Origin of the sequence: Caballeronia sp. LZ003, assembly GCF_031451465.1 — a bacterium.
Lineage (GTDB): Bacteria > Pseudomonadota > Gammaproteobacteria > Burkholderiales > Burkholderiaceae > Caballeronia.
The window spans coordinates 2,578,306-2,592,819 of record NZ_JARUXJ010000001.1 but is presented as its reverse complement, the minus strand read 5'-3'; the positions used below and the strand labels follow the sequence as shown (position 1 = coordinate 2,592,819).

The 14,514-nt window shown below is 62.4% G+C and carries 20 protein-coding genes, 1 tRNA gene and 1 riboswitch; of the genes, 9 read left to right on the top strand and 12 right to left on the bottom strand.

All coding sequences use genetic code 11. The annotated features are described in order from the left end of the window. Positions 1–37: 37 nt before the first annotated feature. Positions 38–358 (top strand): phage head closure protein, encoded by a 321-nt coding sequence (locus QCE79_RS11730; RefSeq protein WP_309845296.1) that lies wholly within the window; start codon positions 38–40, stop codon positions 356–358. A gap of 195 nt (positions 359–553) precedes the next feature. Beyond that, positions 554–1,012 (top strand): hypothetical protein, encoded by a 459-nt coding sequence (locus tag QCE79_RS11725; RefSeq protein ID WP_309844280.1) that lies wholly within the window; start codon positions 554–556, stop codon positions 1,010–1,012. A gap of 93 nt (positions 1,013–1,105) precedes the next feature. Here QCE79_RS11725 and QCE79_RS11720 read toward each other — a convergent pair. The 9 genes from QCE79_RS11720 to QCE79_RS11680 form a co-directional block, all read right to left on the bottom strand. After that, a tRNA-Lys gene (locus tag QCE79_RS11720) sits at positions 1,106–1,181 on the bottom strand. Between the two features lie 165 nt (positions 1,182–1,346). Next, on the bottom strand, positions 1,347–2,096 hold the full coding sequence (ybgF, locus tag QCE79_RS11715; RefSeq protein ID WP_244826196.1) for a tol-pal system protein YbgF: 750 nt from the start codon (positions 2,094–2,096) through the stop codon (positions 1,347–1,349). 55 nt (positions 2,097–2,151) lie between these two features. Then, a complete protein-coding gene (pal, locus tag QCE79_RS11710) occupies positions 2,152–2,658 on the bottom strand; it encodes a peptidoglycan-associated lipoprotein Pal (RefSeq protein ID WP_244826195.1) in 507 nt (168 codons plus the stop codon). A 54-nt stretch (positions 2,659–2,712) separates the two neighbouring features. Further along, the gene (gene tolB, locus QCE79_RS11705) at positions 2,713–4,005 is read right to left on the bottom strand and encodes a Tol-Pal system beta propeller repeat protein TolB (protein WP_309844278.1); all 1,293 of its coding nucleotides are present in this window, start codon (positions 4,003–4,005) and stop codon (positions 2,713–2,715) included. A 120-nt stretch (positions 4,006–4,125) separates the two neighbouring features. Further along, a complete protein-coding gene (gene tolA / locus QCE79_RS11700; RefSeq protein WP_309844277.1) occupies positions 4,126–5,223 on the bottom strand; it encodes a cell envelope integrity protein TolA in 1,098 nt (365 codons plus the stop codon). Then, positions 5,220–5,663, bottom strand: coding sequence for a protein TolR (tolR, locus tag QCE79_RS11695; protein ID WP_244826192.1), 444 nt, complete (start codon positions 5,661–5,663; stop codon positions 5,220–5,222). The genes tolA and tolR overlap by 4 nt, the downstream gene beginning before the upstream one ends. A gap of 9 nt (positions 5,664–5,672) precedes the next feature. Continuing rightward, positions 5,673–6,350 carry a protein TolQ gene (gene tolQ / locus QCE79_RS11690; protein WP_016346195.1) on the bottom strand — a complete coding sequence of 226 codons (678 nt, stop codon included), beginning with the start codon at positions 6,348–6,350 and terminating at the stop codon, positions 5,673–5,675. Positions 6,351–6,492: 142 nt separating this feature from the next. Then, positions 6,493–6,957 (bottom strand): tol-pal system-associated acyl-CoA thioesterase, encoded by a 465-nt coding sequence (gene ybgC / locus QCE79_RS11685; protein WP_309844275.1) that lies wholly within the window; start codon positions 6,955–6,957, stop codon positions 6,493–6,495. A gap of 122 nt (positions 6,958–7,079) precedes the next feature. Then, positions 7,080–7,829: an SDR family NAD(P)-dependent oxidoreductase gene (locus tag QCE79_RS11680; RefSeq protein ID WP_250465598.1), complete on the bottom strand. Its 750-nt coding sequence runs from the start codon at positions 7,827–7,829 to the stop codon at positions 7,080–7,082. A 193-nt stretch (positions 7,830–8,022) separates the two neighbouring features. Next, positions 8,023–8,120: riboswitch (ZMP/ZTP riboswitch) on the top strand. A 178-nt stretch (positions 8,121–8,298) separates the two neighbouring features. Here QCE79_RS11680 and glyA point away from each other — a divergent pair. The 7 genes from glyA (at position 8,299) to QCE79_RS11645 (ending at position 12,902) form a co-directional block, all read left to right on the top strand. Continuing rightward, positions 8,299–9,546 (top strand): serine hydroxymethyltransferase, encoded by a 1,248-nt coding sequence (gene glyA / locus QCE79_RS11675; RefSeq protein WP_309844273.1) that lies wholly within the window; start codon positions 8,299–8,301, stop codon positions 9,544–9,546. 30 nt (positions 9,547–9,576) lie between these two features. Beyond that, positions 9,577–10,059, top strand: coding sequence for a transcriptional regulator NrdR (gene nrdR, locus QCE79_RS11670; RefSeq protein ID WP_250465595.1), 483 nt, complete (start codon positions 9,577–9,579; stop codon positions 10,057–10,059). Positions 10,060–10,214: 155 nt separating this feature from the next. After that, complete coding sequence (locus QCE79_RS11665) at positions 10,215–10,763, top strand: GspH/FimT family pseudopilin (protein ID WP_244826187.1); 549 nt, start codon at positions 10,215–10,217, stop codon at positions 10,761–10,763. Next, a complete protein-coding gene (locus QCE79_RS11660; RefSeq protein ID WP_309844271.1) occupies positions 10,760–11,191 on the top strand; it encodes a prepilin-type cleavage/methylation domain-containing protein in 432 nt (143 codons plus the stop codon). The genes QCE79_RS11665 and QCE79_RS11660 overlap by 4 nt, the downstream gene beginning before the upstream one ends. Beyond that, positions 11,188–11,955, top strand: coding sequence for a PilW family protein (locus tag QCE79_RS11655; protein WP_309845295.1), 768 nt, complete (start codon positions 11,188–11,190; stop codon positions 11,953–11,955). Before QCE79_RS11660 ends, QCE79_RS11655 begins: the two co-directional genes overlap by 4 nt. Beyond that, positions 11,952–12,443, top strand: coding sequence for a hypothetical protein (locus tag QCE79_RS11650; RefSeq protein WP_309844269.1), 492 nt, complete (start codon positions 11,952–11,954; stop codon positions 12,441–12,443). Before QCE79_RS11655 ends, QCE79_RS11650 begins: the two co-directional genes overlap by 4 nt. A 9-nt stretch (positions 12,444–12,452) precedes the next feature. After that, the gene (locus QCE79_RS11645; protein ID WP_309844267.1) at positions 12,453–12,902 is read left to right on the top strand and encodes a type IV pilin protein; all 450 of its coding nucleotides are present in this window, start codon (positions 12,453–12,455) and stop codon (positions 12,900–12,902) included. 4 nt (positions 12,903–12,906) lie between these two features. Here the strand turns inward: QCE79_RS11645 and QCE79_RS11640 are convergent, their stop codons facing one another. From QCE79_RS11640 to QCE79_RS11630, 3 genes are all read right to left on the bottom strand, one after another. Next, a complete protein-coding gene (locus QCE79_RS11640; protein ID WP_244826183.1) occupies positions 12,907–13,419 on the bottom strand; it encodes a DUF3318 domain-containing protein in 513 nt (170 codons plus the stop codon). A 21-nt stretch (positions 13,420–13,440) separates the two neighbouring features. Then, positions 13,441–13,821 carry a phage holin family protein gene (locus tag QCE79_RS11635; protein WP_244826182.1) on the bottom strand — a complete coding sequence of 127 codons (381 nt, stop codon included), beginning with the start codon at positions 13,819–13,821 and terminating at the stop codon, positions 13,441–13,443. Between the two features lie 197 nt (positions 13,822–14,018). Next, positions 14,019–14,321: a YqjD family protein gene (locus QCE79_RS11630; RefSeq protein ID WP_244826181.1), complete on the bottom strand. Its 303-nt coding sequence runs from the start codon at positions 14,319–14,321 to the stop codon at positions 14,019–14,021. Positions 14,322–14,514: the final 193 nt, after the last annotated feature.

The following is a 14,514-nucleotide window of genomic DNA, read 5'->3' as shown; positions in this document are numbered from 1 at the left end:
CGTTGCTTATGCGCTTTCGTGATCCGGCGGTGGCGTGATGCTCAGAGCTGGCTCACTCAATCGGACGGTGCGCATCGAACGGCGTGCCAAGGCGAAGCCACAGGATTTCGAAATACGCTGGGAGGAAGTGGCGACGGTGCCCGCGAACATCCGCATGCTCAACGGCAAAGAGGTGATGGCGGCAAACGCGAACATCTCGATGGGTACGGCGAGCATCCGAATCCGATATCGCACGGATATAAGAGCGGGCATGCGCGTCGTCCATGGTGACGCGGCGTTTCACGTGACCGCCGTATTACCCGACTATGCGCGACGTGAACACGTCGATCTCACCTGCCAGACGGACGATATCCACTAGCCACGCCTGCGAAGCCCGCCGCATCAGGAAGATTGCTGGAATTTCAGCAATCCACTCCAACCGTTGATCGAACAGCGCTCGCCAGAATTGGAGCGCGTTCGAACCGTTGACCTGGGTGCGATAGCAGGAATTCCTGCTATCTGCTCAATCCGTTGATTCGACAGCACTCGCCAAAGCTGGCGCGCATCCTAAACCATGAGAAAAGACAGGCACTCGATGCAGCATGACCGCCACGCGGTGGACGATCTCATCAATCGCTGGGTGGAATGGTGCCGCACACGTCGTATCTTCGTGCCGCCGGTGAAGTCGAATGTGCTCGCTCGGCTTAGGCCATCCCGGCGCATGCGCACCGAAGAACCCGACGCGTTCCTTGACGCCGAAATGCCTTACCTGAACATGGCGATTCACGCGCTTTGCGAACGCCCCGATTTCGCGGGTGACGCGGAGTGCTTCCTTGGCGTGTACTGGTATCGCGCCAACATCAAGGTGATCGCGCATCAGCTTCAGTGCTCGCGCGGCACGGTCTACAACCGCGCTCGTGCGTTTGCAAGGCGCGCTCAGTCCCACAGCGTCACGATCCGCCGGATACATGAGCACTCTACGTCGGCGGACCACGACGAAAAATTCGTAGTCAGCGACTTCAACCGCCCGTGACTGTGTTGCCGGTGCCGGGTTACACAGTGGTTACACGGGATGCATAAAACAAAAAGCCCGGTCGCAGGGACCGGGCTAAGTGCTTGATTTCTTTGGTAGGCCGTACGGGATTCGAACCTGTGACCAACGGATTAAAAGTCCGCTGCTCTACCAGCTGAGCTAACGACCCAAAGAGGCGAAATTATAATCGGCCGTTTCGGATTCTGTCAAGGCAGCGCGGGCTGCGCGCGCATCGACGAAACAAAGAAAAACGCCCGCGGCGCAACGGCCCGCGGGCATTCGTCTCGAGAGGCGCGAAACCCGAAAGCTTCGCTCGATGCTTCGATGCTTCTTGTCACTTCACCTGCGACATCTTGCTCTGCGCCGACTGTGCGACTTCAGTGCCGGAGTACTGCGAGATGATCTGCTGCAGCGTCTGTTTGGCAGCCGCTTTCTGACCCTGTTCGATCTGGTTATTCGCGATTGCGAGCAACGCCTCAGGCGCTCGCGGATGCGTTGGGTACGTCTTCACCAGATTCTGCCAGACCGCAGTCGATCCCTTGTAGTCGCGCTGCGCGTACAGCGCGTTGCCGAGCCAGTACTGCGCGGTCGGCTGATACGGGCTCTGCGGATACTTCGAGACGAATGCCTTGAACGAAGTCGCGGCATTCTTGTAGTCACCGTTGCGGAACTCGGTCGATGCCGCGTTGAACGCTTCCGTCTCGCCAGGTTGCACGGCGCCCGATACGCCGTCGATAGTCTGCTGCTGCGGCTCGAACTTCTTCAAGCGCGTATCGAGGTCGGCGTAATAGTCTTTCTGCTGCTTCTGCAGCGTGGCAACCTGATTGCCCAGATCCTCGTTCTGCCCTCGAAGCGTCGCGACCTGCTGATTAAGCTGATCGATACGATTCGACTGATCGAGGATCGTGCGCTGCGCGGCGGACAACTGGTTGCCCAGACTGTCCGTCTTCGTGCGCAGATCGAGTACGGCCTTGCGCGCTTCGTTGTCGTCGAAGACGCCAGCGTGCGCGGGCACGGCAAGCATCGTCGAACCTGCGACGCACGCGGCTGCGGCAAGGCGCAGCAAGGAAAAGCGATACAACATAGGGCAACTCACCCGTGACTAAGTTACGTTACGTGGACTACTGCTATTGCTGCTGTTATTGCTGGTAGGCGAGATCCGCACGGCGGTTCTGGGCGTACGACGAATCGTCGTGACCCGTCGCCATCGGCTTTTCCTTGCCAAGGCTTACGGCTTCCATTTGCGAATCGGCGACGCCCATCAACGACATGGCGCGACGCACGGCTTCCGCACGCTTCTGACCAAGCGCCAGGTTGTACTCGCTCGTGCCGCGCTCGTCGGTGTTGCCTTGAATCAGGACGTGACGTTCCGGATGGCTCTTCAGGTACGTCGAGTGTTGTTGCAGCAGCGGCTGATAGTCGTCCTTCACGGCGTAGCTGTCGAAGTCGAAGAAGATGCTGCGCTTGGCGAGCGGGCTGTTCGGGTCGTTCAGCGGGTCGATGTTGACCTGCTTGACGTCCGTCGGGTTCGGCTGCGTGCCGACCGAGCCCTTGTTCGCGCCTTCATCGAGCTTCACGCCCGAGTGACAAGCTGCCAATGCGCCGACCATCGCAACTGCCAGGCCGATACGAAGTTTCGACATCATGGTACCTCTCCTTGTGTTGTAGCTGAACGTTGTATTTGAACGTGTTTGCTGAACTTACTGCATGAACGGACCCCAGGACGGCTCGCGCACCACACCGCCCTGTACGGACAAGACTTGCCGCGTACGACCATCGGTCGATACGGCTGCCAACACGCCACGTCCGTTCACTTGGGTGGCGTAGAGGATGTACTGACCATTCGCCGCGAAGCTCGGCGATTCGTCATGCGTCGTGTCGGTCAGCCCCGTCGCCGTGCCGGACCCGAGGTCCTGCAAATACAGCTTGAAGCCGCCACCGGTGCGCGAAATGTACGCGAGTTGCTTGCCGTCCGGACTCACGCGCGGGCTTGTGTTGTAGCTGCCCGTAAGCGTGACCCGCTGGGCCGCGCCGGCGTTTTCACCCGCCGCCGGCATCTTGTAGATCTGCGGTTGGCCGCCGCGATCGCTCGTAAAGTAAATGGAGTTGCCATCGGGCGAGAAGGCCGGCTCGGTATCGATGGAACTGCCTTGTGTCAGACGACGCAGGCCAGAGCCGTCCGCGTTGACTTCGAAAACCTGCGTATTGCCGGTGCGCGACAAAGCCACGGCCAGCTTGCTGCCGTCAGGCGACCACGCCGGCGCACTGTTGTTGCCCTTCTGATTCGATACGACCACGCGCCGCCCGGTCGGCAGATCGTGGATGTAGACCACCGGCTTCTTCTTTTCGAACGACACGTAGGCGACCTTCGTGCCGTCCGGCGACCATGCCGGCGAAATGATTGGCTCCGGGCTGGAAAGGGCGATCTTCGCGTCCTGACCGTCCGAGTCCGAAATCTGCAATTGGTAGCGTCCGCCCGTCTGAATGACGTACGACAGACGGGTTGCGAACACGCCGCGGCCACCGAGCAACTTGGCGTAGATGTAGTCCGCGATCTTGTGTGCGCTCATGCGCAGGCCGCTTTCGGCGGAAACGAGCGACAAACCGCCGAGATTCTGCTGCTTGACCGTGTCGTAGAGACGGAAGCGCACTTCGTACTGGCCGTTCGGCAGCTTGTTCACGCTACCCGATACGAACGCGTCCGCGCCCTTGGCTTTCCATGCGCCGAGATCGACGGAATCAGTCTCGGAAACCGGCGTGCCGCCCGCGTCGATGTTCGTGAATTTGCCGCTTCTCTGCAGGTCCTGACGAATGATCGCGCTGACCTGTTGCGGTGAGCTGCCCTCATTGGCGAAGTTGGCCGTGGCGATCGGAAACTGGGTAGAACCGACGCCAGTCACGAGCACGTTCAACTGGGCATGTGCGGCGGTACCGGCGGCGATCAGACAGGATGCGACCAGCGTTTTCAAGCCAAGCTTCTTCATCAAACTCATGCTGTATTCGTTCCAGAAAAATGCGTTTTCAAGTGACCCGAGACTGCACAAACAGACCCCCGATTGCACGATTCGTTCCCGTGCGGCAACGGTCTTGCGCTTTGCAGTGATCCCGCGCAATCAACTGCCAGCCGGGCGCAGCGTGATCGTAAATGACCCCGGCGCCTGGTCGTTAATGTCCTTCGGCATGGGATCGGAGCGCTGCACCGCGCGCAACGCGGCAGCGTCCCACTGCTCGTTGCCGCTCGACCGCGTAATGGTCGCCGAAAGCAGCGTGCCCGAAGGCGCGCAGCGCACCGACACGACCGTTTCCAGCCCGGACGTTTCGCCCGACCAGATGATATTCGGCCGCACGCGACGCTGCACCTTCTCGGCATAACCCGCCGACGCCGCGTTGCCGCCCGCGCCCTTGCCGGTGCCACCCTTGGCCAGCCCTTCGCCGCTCGAATTCGTGCCGCCGCCGAGCTGCCCTTGCAGCTGCGCGAGGCGCGACTTGCGTTCGGCATCGACCTTCGCCTTCGCTTCCGCATCCGCCTTGGCTTTTGCCTGCGCCGCGGCCTTGGCCTTGGCTTGCGCATCGGCTTTTGCCTTGGCTTCGGCATCGGTTTTCGCCTTGGCTTCCTTCTGTTCCTGAAGCTGATCGGCCTTTTGCGCTTCGGCTTGTTGCTGCTGACGCGCCTTGTCCTGTTGCAGCTTCGCCTGCTGTTGCTTTTGCAGGTCGGCCTGACGTTGCTGTTCGATCTGCTTCTGCTTGTCCTGCATGGCCTTCTGCGCGGCGGCTGCCGCGGCGGCTTGAGCGGCGACTTGCTGCTGGCGCTTCGCTTCGGCTTCCTGCTGCGCCAATTCCTGCTGGCGGCGCTGCTCGGCCAATTGTGCATCGCGTGCGGCGGCTTCCTGCTTACGCTTCTTTTCCTGCAGCGCGATGTCCGCGTCCTCGTCCTTCGCGGGCGGCGGCGCAGGCTGCGGCTTCACGGCCACGGGCGGCGGGGGGGCGACGCGCGGCGCGGGAGCAGGCGTGTCGGGAATCTCGGTCCACAGTTCCGCCTCGGCTCCGGCGGGAGTGTTGTTCTGCCAGTTGATGCCGTGATACAGCAGCCAGCCAAGCAGCAAGTGCATGACGGCGGCGAGTGCGAAAGCGCGGCCCGTACCGCGTTCGCGCGGCGGGCGGATGGGTCGCGCTGATGAGCCGCGCGTCTGCCGGTTCTGCAAAAGGGTCATTGCGATTTGACGAGCAATCCGACGCGCTTCACGCCGCGCGCCTTCATATCGGACATCACGTTCATGACGACTTCATACTTCACGGTCTTGTCCGCCGCGATGACGACGGGTTGATCCGGATGCGACTCCTGACGATTGAGCACGAACGTGTTCAGGTCGTCCTTGGTCATTCTCTGCTCTTGCGTCGCGCCGCCTTCTTCCTTGTAACGCACGTTCATGCTGCCGTCGGCCTTGATGTTGATGACGAGCGGCGGCTGCTGTTCCTGCGGCTGCGCGTTGCCGACGGTCGGCAAGTTGATGATCGAAGGCGACACGAGCGGCGCCGTCACCATGAAGATGACGAGCAACACGAGCATCACGTCGATATACGGCACGACATTGATGTCGGCCATGGCGCGGCGCGAACTGCCGCGCATGCTGGAACGGGACGAGCCTGCCATCGTGACTCCTTAGTGCGCCTGACGCTGCAAGATGTTCGAGAACTCTTCGATGAAGGTCTCGAAGCGGATCGCCAGGCGGTCGATATCGTGAGCGTAGCGGTTGTAAGCGACCACGGCGGGAATCGCGGCGAAGAGGCCGATCGCGGTCGCGACGAGCGCTTCGGCAATGCCGGGCGCCACGTTGGCGAGCGTTGCCTGCTGTACGTTTGCGAGGCCGCGGAACGAATTCATGATGCCCCAGACCGTGCCGAACAAACCGATATACGGACTGACCGAGCCGACCGATGCGAGAAACGCGAGATTCGCTTCGAGCACGTCCATTTCACGCTGAAAGGCAGCCCGCATGGCGCGGCGCGAACCGTCGAGAATCGCGCCCGGATCGGTGATGCGGCGCTCCTTGCCCTTCAAGAACTCGCGCATGCCCGATTCGAAGATACGCTCGAGCGCGCCGATGGTGTGACGGTTGTTCGCCGCGCTTTGATACAGCGCCTGCAGGTCGCCGCCGGACCAGAAATCGCGTTCGAAACGCTCGGTTTGCGCGCGCGCGCGCCGAATGGCGAACCACTTGCGGAAGATGAAAGTCCACGACAGCAGCGAGAGCAGAAGCAGCAGGGCCATGACGGCCTGCGCGAGCAGGCTCGCATGAATGACGAGAGATACGATCGACAAGTCTTGTGTGTTGTTCATAAAAGTCCGCTGCTTCCACCTGCTATTAGCTGCTATTTACGTCCGGAAAAGGGGCTTCCGGTCAAAGGCGCGTCAGGCTTTCGTGACCGCGACATCAATAAAACGAGAGCCGCCTCGTGGCCGGCTCTTGCTCGTGAAGCGTTCAAACCGGGTGCGCGCGACGCTCGTCCGCGGCAAGCACGACCTGCCCGGCATGAGGACCGCGCCTCAATCCTTCGAGAACTCGTTCGGGAATACCGGCGGGGCGAATCGTTGCGCGATCCACCGAAGCGACGCGAATATCGCCGCTTGCAAGAAGAACCGCGTCACGCCACGCTTCCTGATGAAAATCCACCGATGCGCGCCCGAGCCGCGCGATACGGCTCACGATGCGAATGGAGTCGTCCAGGCGCGCGGGAGCCGAATAATCGACGGATGTTCTTCTCACGACGAACACGATGCCGGCCGATTCGGCCAGCCGCTGCTGGTCGATACCGCACGCGCGCAGCCATTCGGTGCGCGCACGCTCGAAGAACTTCAGGTAGTTCGCGTAGAAGACAATGCCGCCCGCGTCGGTGTCCTCGTAGTACACCCGAATCGGCCATTCGAAATTCAACGAATCACTCACCTTTGCGCCGCCCCGCTCGCGCGGAGGCTTTTGGACCCGCTCCGGCTCGCTTTTTGACAAATAAACATCCGCGGCATTTTACCGGAAGCGGAAGTTGGGCCACCAAATACAGTCGATTCCTCTTACGAGCCGCGGTGTATTTGCAACGGTCCGAAGGTTTGGGCCACGGGCATGAGTTCGATCGCGTTGATATTCACGTGCGCGGGGCGCGTCGCAATCCAGTAGATGGCGTCGGCGATATCCTCGGCGGTGAGCGGCTGCACGTCCTTGTAGACGGCGCTGGCCTTGTCGTCGTCGCCCTTGAAGCGCACGTTGGAGAACTCGGTGCCGCCGCACAGGCCCGGCTCGATATCCGTCACGCGCAACGCGGTTCCGGCAAGGTCGGCGCGCAGGTTCAGGCTGAACTGCCGCACGAACGCCTTGGTCGCGCCGTACACGTTGCCGCCCGGATACGGGTACGACGCCGCGACCGAACCGAGGTTGAACACGTGACCGCGATTGCGCGCAACCATGCCGGGGAGGACGGCATGCGTGACATCGACGAGTCCCATGCAGTTGGTGTCGATCATGTTCTTCCAGTCGTCGAGATTCGCGCGTTGTGCCGGTTCGAGACCGAGCGCGAGGCCCGCGTTATTGACCAGCACGTCGATCTGGGCGAACGATTCGGGCAGCGAGGCGATGGCGCTCTTGATGGCGTTGCTGTCGCGCACGTCGAGTTCGACTGGCAAGAGCGAGTCGCCGAGTTCCTTCGATAGCGCGGCGAGCCGGTCTTTACGGCGCGCGGCCGCGACGACGCGATGGCCGCCCTTGACGAAAGTGCGGGCAATGGCTGCGCCGAAGCCGGCAGAGGCGCCGGTGACGAATACGATCATGAGCGGGCTCCGGAAAGTGGGAGTTGGGCTATGCCGGAGCGCGCGCGGACACACGACCGGCAACGGCGCACAGAGTACTTCCAATGATGCGATGCGGCAAGCAACTGCAAACCAGAACGATCGTGCGTTTCAAGCGTTTCGCAGACGCTCGCCAAGTTGCCTAAACCCGGCCGCACCATTACACTACAACGCTCAAACCCCGCGTGACTGGCGATAGAATCTTCGGATTCAAGGTGGAACGACCACTAGGAAGCGCGGAGTGTCGTTTTGCCGTTCGCCTGGGCAGCTGAGATCCGCGCGCCGTCGCTGCGTTGCCGGTGGCTGTCCGTTCCGCGAACCCGGATTCTTCCCTCATCCGTCGCGTGTGGACCCGTCTGGCGTCCTGCGTCTTCCTTGCGTTTTGCGTTCGTGCTTCGAACGCATCGTCACGCGCGATCCGGTCAACCTGTTTTGATCTCACGGAAAACGTATGTTTGACAGAGCCGAAAGTACCCTCGCCAAGGTCGATCCCGAACTGCTCAAAGCGATCGAGCAGGAAAATCGCCGTCAGGAAGATCACATCGAGCTGATCGCCTCGGAAAACTACACGAGCCCGGCCGTCATGGCCGCGCAAGGCTCGCAACTCACCAACAAATACGCCGAAGGCTATCCCGGCAAGCGCTACTACGGCGGTTGCGAATACGTGGATATCGTCGAGCAACTGGCAATCGACCGCGTCAAGCAACTGTTCGGCGCCGAAGCCGCGAACGTGCAGCCGAACTCCGGTTCGCAGGCCAACCAGGGCGTGTTCTTCGCCGTGCTGAAGCCGGGCGACACGATCATGGGCATGAGCCTCGCCGAAGGCGGCCACCTGACGCACGGTTCGCCCGTCAACATGTCGGGCAAGTGGTTCAACGTCGTGAGCTACGGCCTGAACGAAGCCGAAGACATCGACTACGAAAAGACCGAAGCGCTCGCCAAGGAGCACAAGCCGAAGCTGATCGTCGCGGGCGCGTCGGCGTTCGCGCTGCGTATCGACTTCGAGCGCCTGTCGCAGATCGCGAAAAGTGTCGGCGCTTACTTCATGGTCGACATGGCGCATTACGCGGGTCTCGTCGCGGCAGGCGTCTATCCGAATCCCGTTCCGCACGCGGACTTCGTGACCACGACCACGCACAAGAGCCTGCGCGGCCCGCGCGGCGGCGTGATCCTCATGAAGGCCGAATTCGAGAAGCAGATCAACTCGGCCATTTTCCCGGGCATTCAGGGCGGTCCGCTCATGCACGTGATCGCGGCGAAGGCCGTCGCGTTCAAGGAAGCGCTGACGCCGGAGTTCAAGACGTACCAGCAGCAAGTGGTCGATAACGCGCGCGTGCTGGCCGAAACGCTCGTCAAGCGCGGTCTGCGTATCGTCTCGGGCCGCACGGAAAGCCACGTCATGCTGGTCGATCTGCGCGCGAAGAAGATCACCGGCAAGGCGGCCGAAGCCGCGCTCGGCGCCGCGCACATCACGGTCAACAAGAACGCCATTCCGAACGATCCGGAAAAGCCGTTCGTCACGAGCGGCGTGCGTCTCGGTTCGCCCGCCATGACCACGCGCGGTTTCGGCGTGAAGGAAGCGGAGCAGGTTGGCAATTTGATTGCGGACGTGCTCGACGCACCGGAAGACCAGGCGAACCTCGAGCGCGTGCGCGCACAAGTGACCGAGCTGACCAAGCGTTTCTCGGTCTATCGCTGATATTCGAACCGAGCCAGGAACCAAGCCCCGATGCGCTGCCCCTTCTGCCGACACGAAGACACCCAGGTCGTGGATTCTCGCGTGTCGGAGGACGGCGCAGCCATCCGGCGGCGGCGACGCTGTCCATCCTGCGACAAGCGTTTCACCACGTATGAGCGCGTCGAACTGGCGCTGCCGTCGGTCGTGAAGAAAGACGGCAGCCGCACCGAGTTCGATCGCCGCAAGATCGTCGCGAGCATGAAGCTGGCGCTGCGCAAGCGGCCGGTTGCGGCGGACGCCATCGAGGCAGCCGTCGCGCGTATCGAATATCAATTGCTTGGCAGCGGCGAGCGCGAAGTGCAGAGCGAACGTCTCGGCGAACTCGTGATGAACGAGTTGCGGCAGCTCGACACCATCGCTTATGTACGGTTCGCGTCGGTCTACAAGCGTTTCGAAGACGTGTCCGAGTTCGAGGACGTGCTCGAGGAATTCCGCCGCGCCGCGCCCAAAAAGACCACTTCCCGCAAGCGCTGATCGCGCGTCTGTACCGAGCATCTTTCCCCCAGTCGATCTTTTGCCCTCGGGCAGTGTGCCCCGTGCGAACGCGCGTGAACACTCGTCCATTCGGCTAATGGCGGCGCGCGTTCCTTATCGCTAGATTGAGCATTCGTTCAACTCGTCAATAAGGCATGCAGATGAGCCGCTTCTCGAATTCCGGTTTCACACTCGTCGAACTTTGCGTGGTGCTTGCCGTGATGGCGATCCTCGCGACTTTCGCCACGCCTTCGTTTCTCTCCTGGCAGGCACGCGATCAGATCGATGCCCGCGCGCGCTCGCTTTTCTCGACGCTTTCGCTCGCGCGGGCCGAATCGCTCAAACGCGGCGCGCGCGTCACGCTATGCCGCGTCGATGCGAGCCGGCATTGCCTCGCGGCGGGCAAGGCTTGCGACGCGGGTATCGCGGACTGGTCGTGCGGCTGGGGTCTGTTCGTCGATAAAGACGGCGCGCTGACGCTCTTGCGCTTGCAGCCGGCGATGACATCGGTCGCCATTGCGGGCGCATCGACGGATCTTTCGTTCACGCCGCCGATGGGCCAAGTGATCGGCGGCTTCCGTAGCTTCGATTTCGGCCCGCGCAGCGCGGATGCCAACGCGAATGCGTCGTCGCGGCGCTGCATTCGATTGGCTGCGGGCGGGCGTGCGCGCATGACTCAAGGCGCTTGCGGAGCATCGGCATGAACGCGCGATCGGTCATGCCGAGCATCAGGCGCGGCGGGCGCACTCGTTCCGTTCGCCCGCGCGGCGATTCGCTGATCGAGGTGATGATCGCCCTGTCGATCGCGGCGGTCACGACGCTCGGACTCGTCGCCATGCAAAGCGCGCTGGCAAAAGCCGAACGAACGGCGCTGTTGAGCGAACGCGCGGCACTGATTGCCGACTCCATCGGCGAGGCAACGCGTGGCAGCGCGGATAGCTCGGCCATGTTGTCGAGGTGGCGGGCGAGGGCGGCTGCGTTGCTGCCCGATGGAGACATCGCCATCTCGGATCGCGGCAACGGCGTGCAGGTCGCAACCGTCAGCTGGCATGTCGCGGAAGGCGCGGAGCCTTGTCCCGAACCGCAGGCGCGACCGCACACGTCATGCATCGCGATGTCCTTTGCACGATGAACACGCGGCTCATTCATTCACGCGGCCACACGCTGCTCGAACTTTCGATTGCGCTTGCGCTCGGGCTGTTGATCCTGGCCGCGTCGCTGTCGGTTTATCGCGCTCAGCGTGCGGGCTTCGAACGTGCCGCCGATGCCGCGCACATTCACGATGCCGGCGTCGGCGCGCTCGATCTCGTCGCTCAACAAGTGCAGATGGCCGGATTTTCGGCCGCGGGCGCGACCGACGCGCCGCTCTTCGGCTGTTCGCAGGGGCGTGTGACTGGCGCGGAGACGTCGGCGTCGTGCGAGTCGCTCGCGAGTCACTCGGACGGTCTGCAGGTCCGCTACGCGGCCGACACGGTTTCGACGTGGCCATCGACGAGCGGCACGCCTACCGACTGCATCGGCCAGACGGTTTCGGATGCGTTCGTCTTCAACCGCTATTACGCAAAGCCCAGCACGTCGAGCGGCGAGCCGGAGCTTTATTGCGAGGGCGGGGGTCGTCAGGCGCAACCGCTGGTGGAGGGCGTCGAACGGATGCGCGTCGTCTACTGGATCGCGGGTGCGCCGGCCGCGATCGACGCGTCGGCCATCGCGCGCGAACGCTGGCCGGATGTCTACGCCGCCGAGGTTTGCGTGCTCGTGCGTGGCGCGGCGATTCAGGCGAAACGTCGGGCGAACTATGTCGATTGCGATGGCGCACCAGCCGTCAGCGATGACGGACGCACGCGCATGGCCTTCTGGCGCACGGTTGGCATACGCAACGCGCGAGGCGCGTCGTGAGGCGGCGCGCGCGTTCGCGCGGCACGGTGCTGCCTATCGTCCTCTTGCTTGCCGCGATGATGCTCGTGACCGCCAGCGCCTGGCTGCAAGCCTCGCTCGTCGCGACCCGCACGGCCGTGTCGGCGCGCGAGCGGATGCAGGCGTTCCATGCGGCCGACAGCGCGTTGGTCCGCTGCGTTCGCATGATTGCCGATGCGCCCGTCGTGACGAGTTCGGGTGCGCAGGAGCCCGTGGGCTGGCGCAGCAAGGCGTCGTTCGAAGGAGCGTCGGCCGTCGCCATCGAGCCGTTTGGCGACTGGCCGTATGCGCGCCGCGCGCCGCAATGTCTGATCGAAACTTGGTCGCATACGGACCAGGCGGTGGCGGTGACGTCGTATCTCGTGACGGCGCGTGGCTTCGGCGCATCGCCCGAGACCGAGGCGTGGCTGCAATCAAGAATCGATGGCGCGACCCGACATTGGCGGCGCGTCGTAGCGAAGCCGTTTTGAGGACGAACCATGAAGGACAAGGGCTTTACGCTGCTGGAATTGATCATCGCGCTCTGCATCGTGGCGATCATCGCGACGTTCGCGGTGCCTGCGTATCGACAGCACGTGGCGAAGGCGCGTCGGCTGGATGCGGCGGCGGCGTCGATGCGCGCCGTGCAATACATCGAAAGTACCCGGCTCGCGCAGTCGGCGACGGATGCAGTGACGCTTTCCGCCGGCATGGATCAGGCGCCGTCGAGCGGTGCGCCGGTTTATCGGCTTGCGGTGCTGCCGGAATCGACGACGAATGGCGGATACAGCATCGAGGCGACGCCAGTCGCAAATGGTCTGATGCAGGACGATTCTTGCGGCGTATTCATCGTCGACGCGACGGGCGTGCGGTCGAACCGCACGACGGGATCAGCGGCGACTGCACTGAATAACGCGCAGTCCACCGCTTGCTGGGGAGGGAAAAATTAAACGTTCAGAAGACCGTCGGATCGACGGCTTCGGTGGTGGCTTCGGCATGCGGGGCTTTCATCTGTTGCCAGATGCGCCAGCCTTCCCAGGCGACCAAACCCAGACCGCCCCACTTGAGCGCGGGCTTGGCACCACGCACCACGGCGGTCCGCACTGGCTTGGTCAGCACGAGCGACGCCACCGAGCCGATGATCGGATACTGCTTGAAGAGCAGGCCGAGATTGCTGCCCTTGCCGCCAAGCATCGAGCTGACCGAAGCCAGAATGCCGCCGATGCCGCCACCCGATGCACCGCGCTTCGGCGTGCGCCGGTTGCCACCGCCCGGCATCAGAAAGCGCAGGAAACTGAAGTGCGTGATCGACGTGCGCAGATCGTGCGTGGCCTGCTGAAGCTCCATGCGTTCGACATCGGCGCGCGCAATCAGCAGTTCCTTGCGCAGCGCGCGCATGTGCGGCGTGCGCAGCGCCTTGGCGTTGTCACGCTTGGGCGGCTTGAAGGTATCGTCTTTTTTGCTCATGGTCGGACTGCCCGTGTGAGTTCAGTGGAACGTGTCGCGGTCCTTGCGGAATTCGGCGAGCGTGTCGTCAAACATGTTCGGCGCGTCGAGCAGCGTGCTGCGCGCGCGCAGTCCGCAGGCGATTGCAATCAGCGCATAAACGAGCGTGATGCCGCCAAGCGCCTGCCAGCGATACGTGTCCCAGAAGAATATGGCGATGAGCACGGTGAGGGAGATCAGCGCCATCATTGCCAGCATCATGGCGGCGAGACCAAGAAACAGTACGCCGATAAGCCGCTCCTTCTCTTCCTGAAGCTCGATACCGATGAGTTCAAGGCGCGTCTCGAAGATGGCGAAGGCAGAACTGATGATTCGTCGCAACGGTCCGGGGGACGATTGCTGCGGTGGCCGTTCGGTCGTCATGGCTTGGGTGCGAGAAGCGCGTTGGGTGCCGCTTTGATATTGTCCCGGTCGCCGCACGAGGCGGCGTTCCGGCGCGAGAGTCGATCCGCGCGCCCCGAGCGGGCGTTGGCGGTTCGGTCCTTTCTTGATGATGGACCGTGACTGTTACGAACGTAGCAATCACCGGGCCATTGTCGAGGAGCGTGAGGAAGTGCTGCTTATTTGCGGTTGATGAGAAGCCCGATCACCGTGCCAAGGCCTGCCGCAATACCAATGGATGCCCACGGGTGTTCGTGGACGTAATCGTCCGTGGCGCGTGCGGCTTTTCTGCCTCGTTCGATCACGACAACTTGTGCATCGGCGGCTTTCTCCTTCGCTTGCTTCAGTCGAGCGAGCGCGCTCTCGCGCAGTTCGGAAGCGCGTTCGCCCGTGGCGCTGGCGGCTTGCTTGAGAAGATCTTCGGCGTCAGCGAGAACGGTTTTGATGTCCGACATGAATCGCTCCTTATTGATTTCTGACATTAAAGGCTCCAATCGGTGAGGCTACCTGATTCGCAGCCAGAGATGCGATTGCTGACGAGCAGGCTGGAACCTGCAACACAGACTCCTTGCAGGTTTCATTCCACTCGATGCTAATCAAAGGAAATCGCCGCAGCCTTGTCAAACTCTCGACATCACTGACGGTGGGAGCCGATCTGACCCGTAAAAGTTTCAG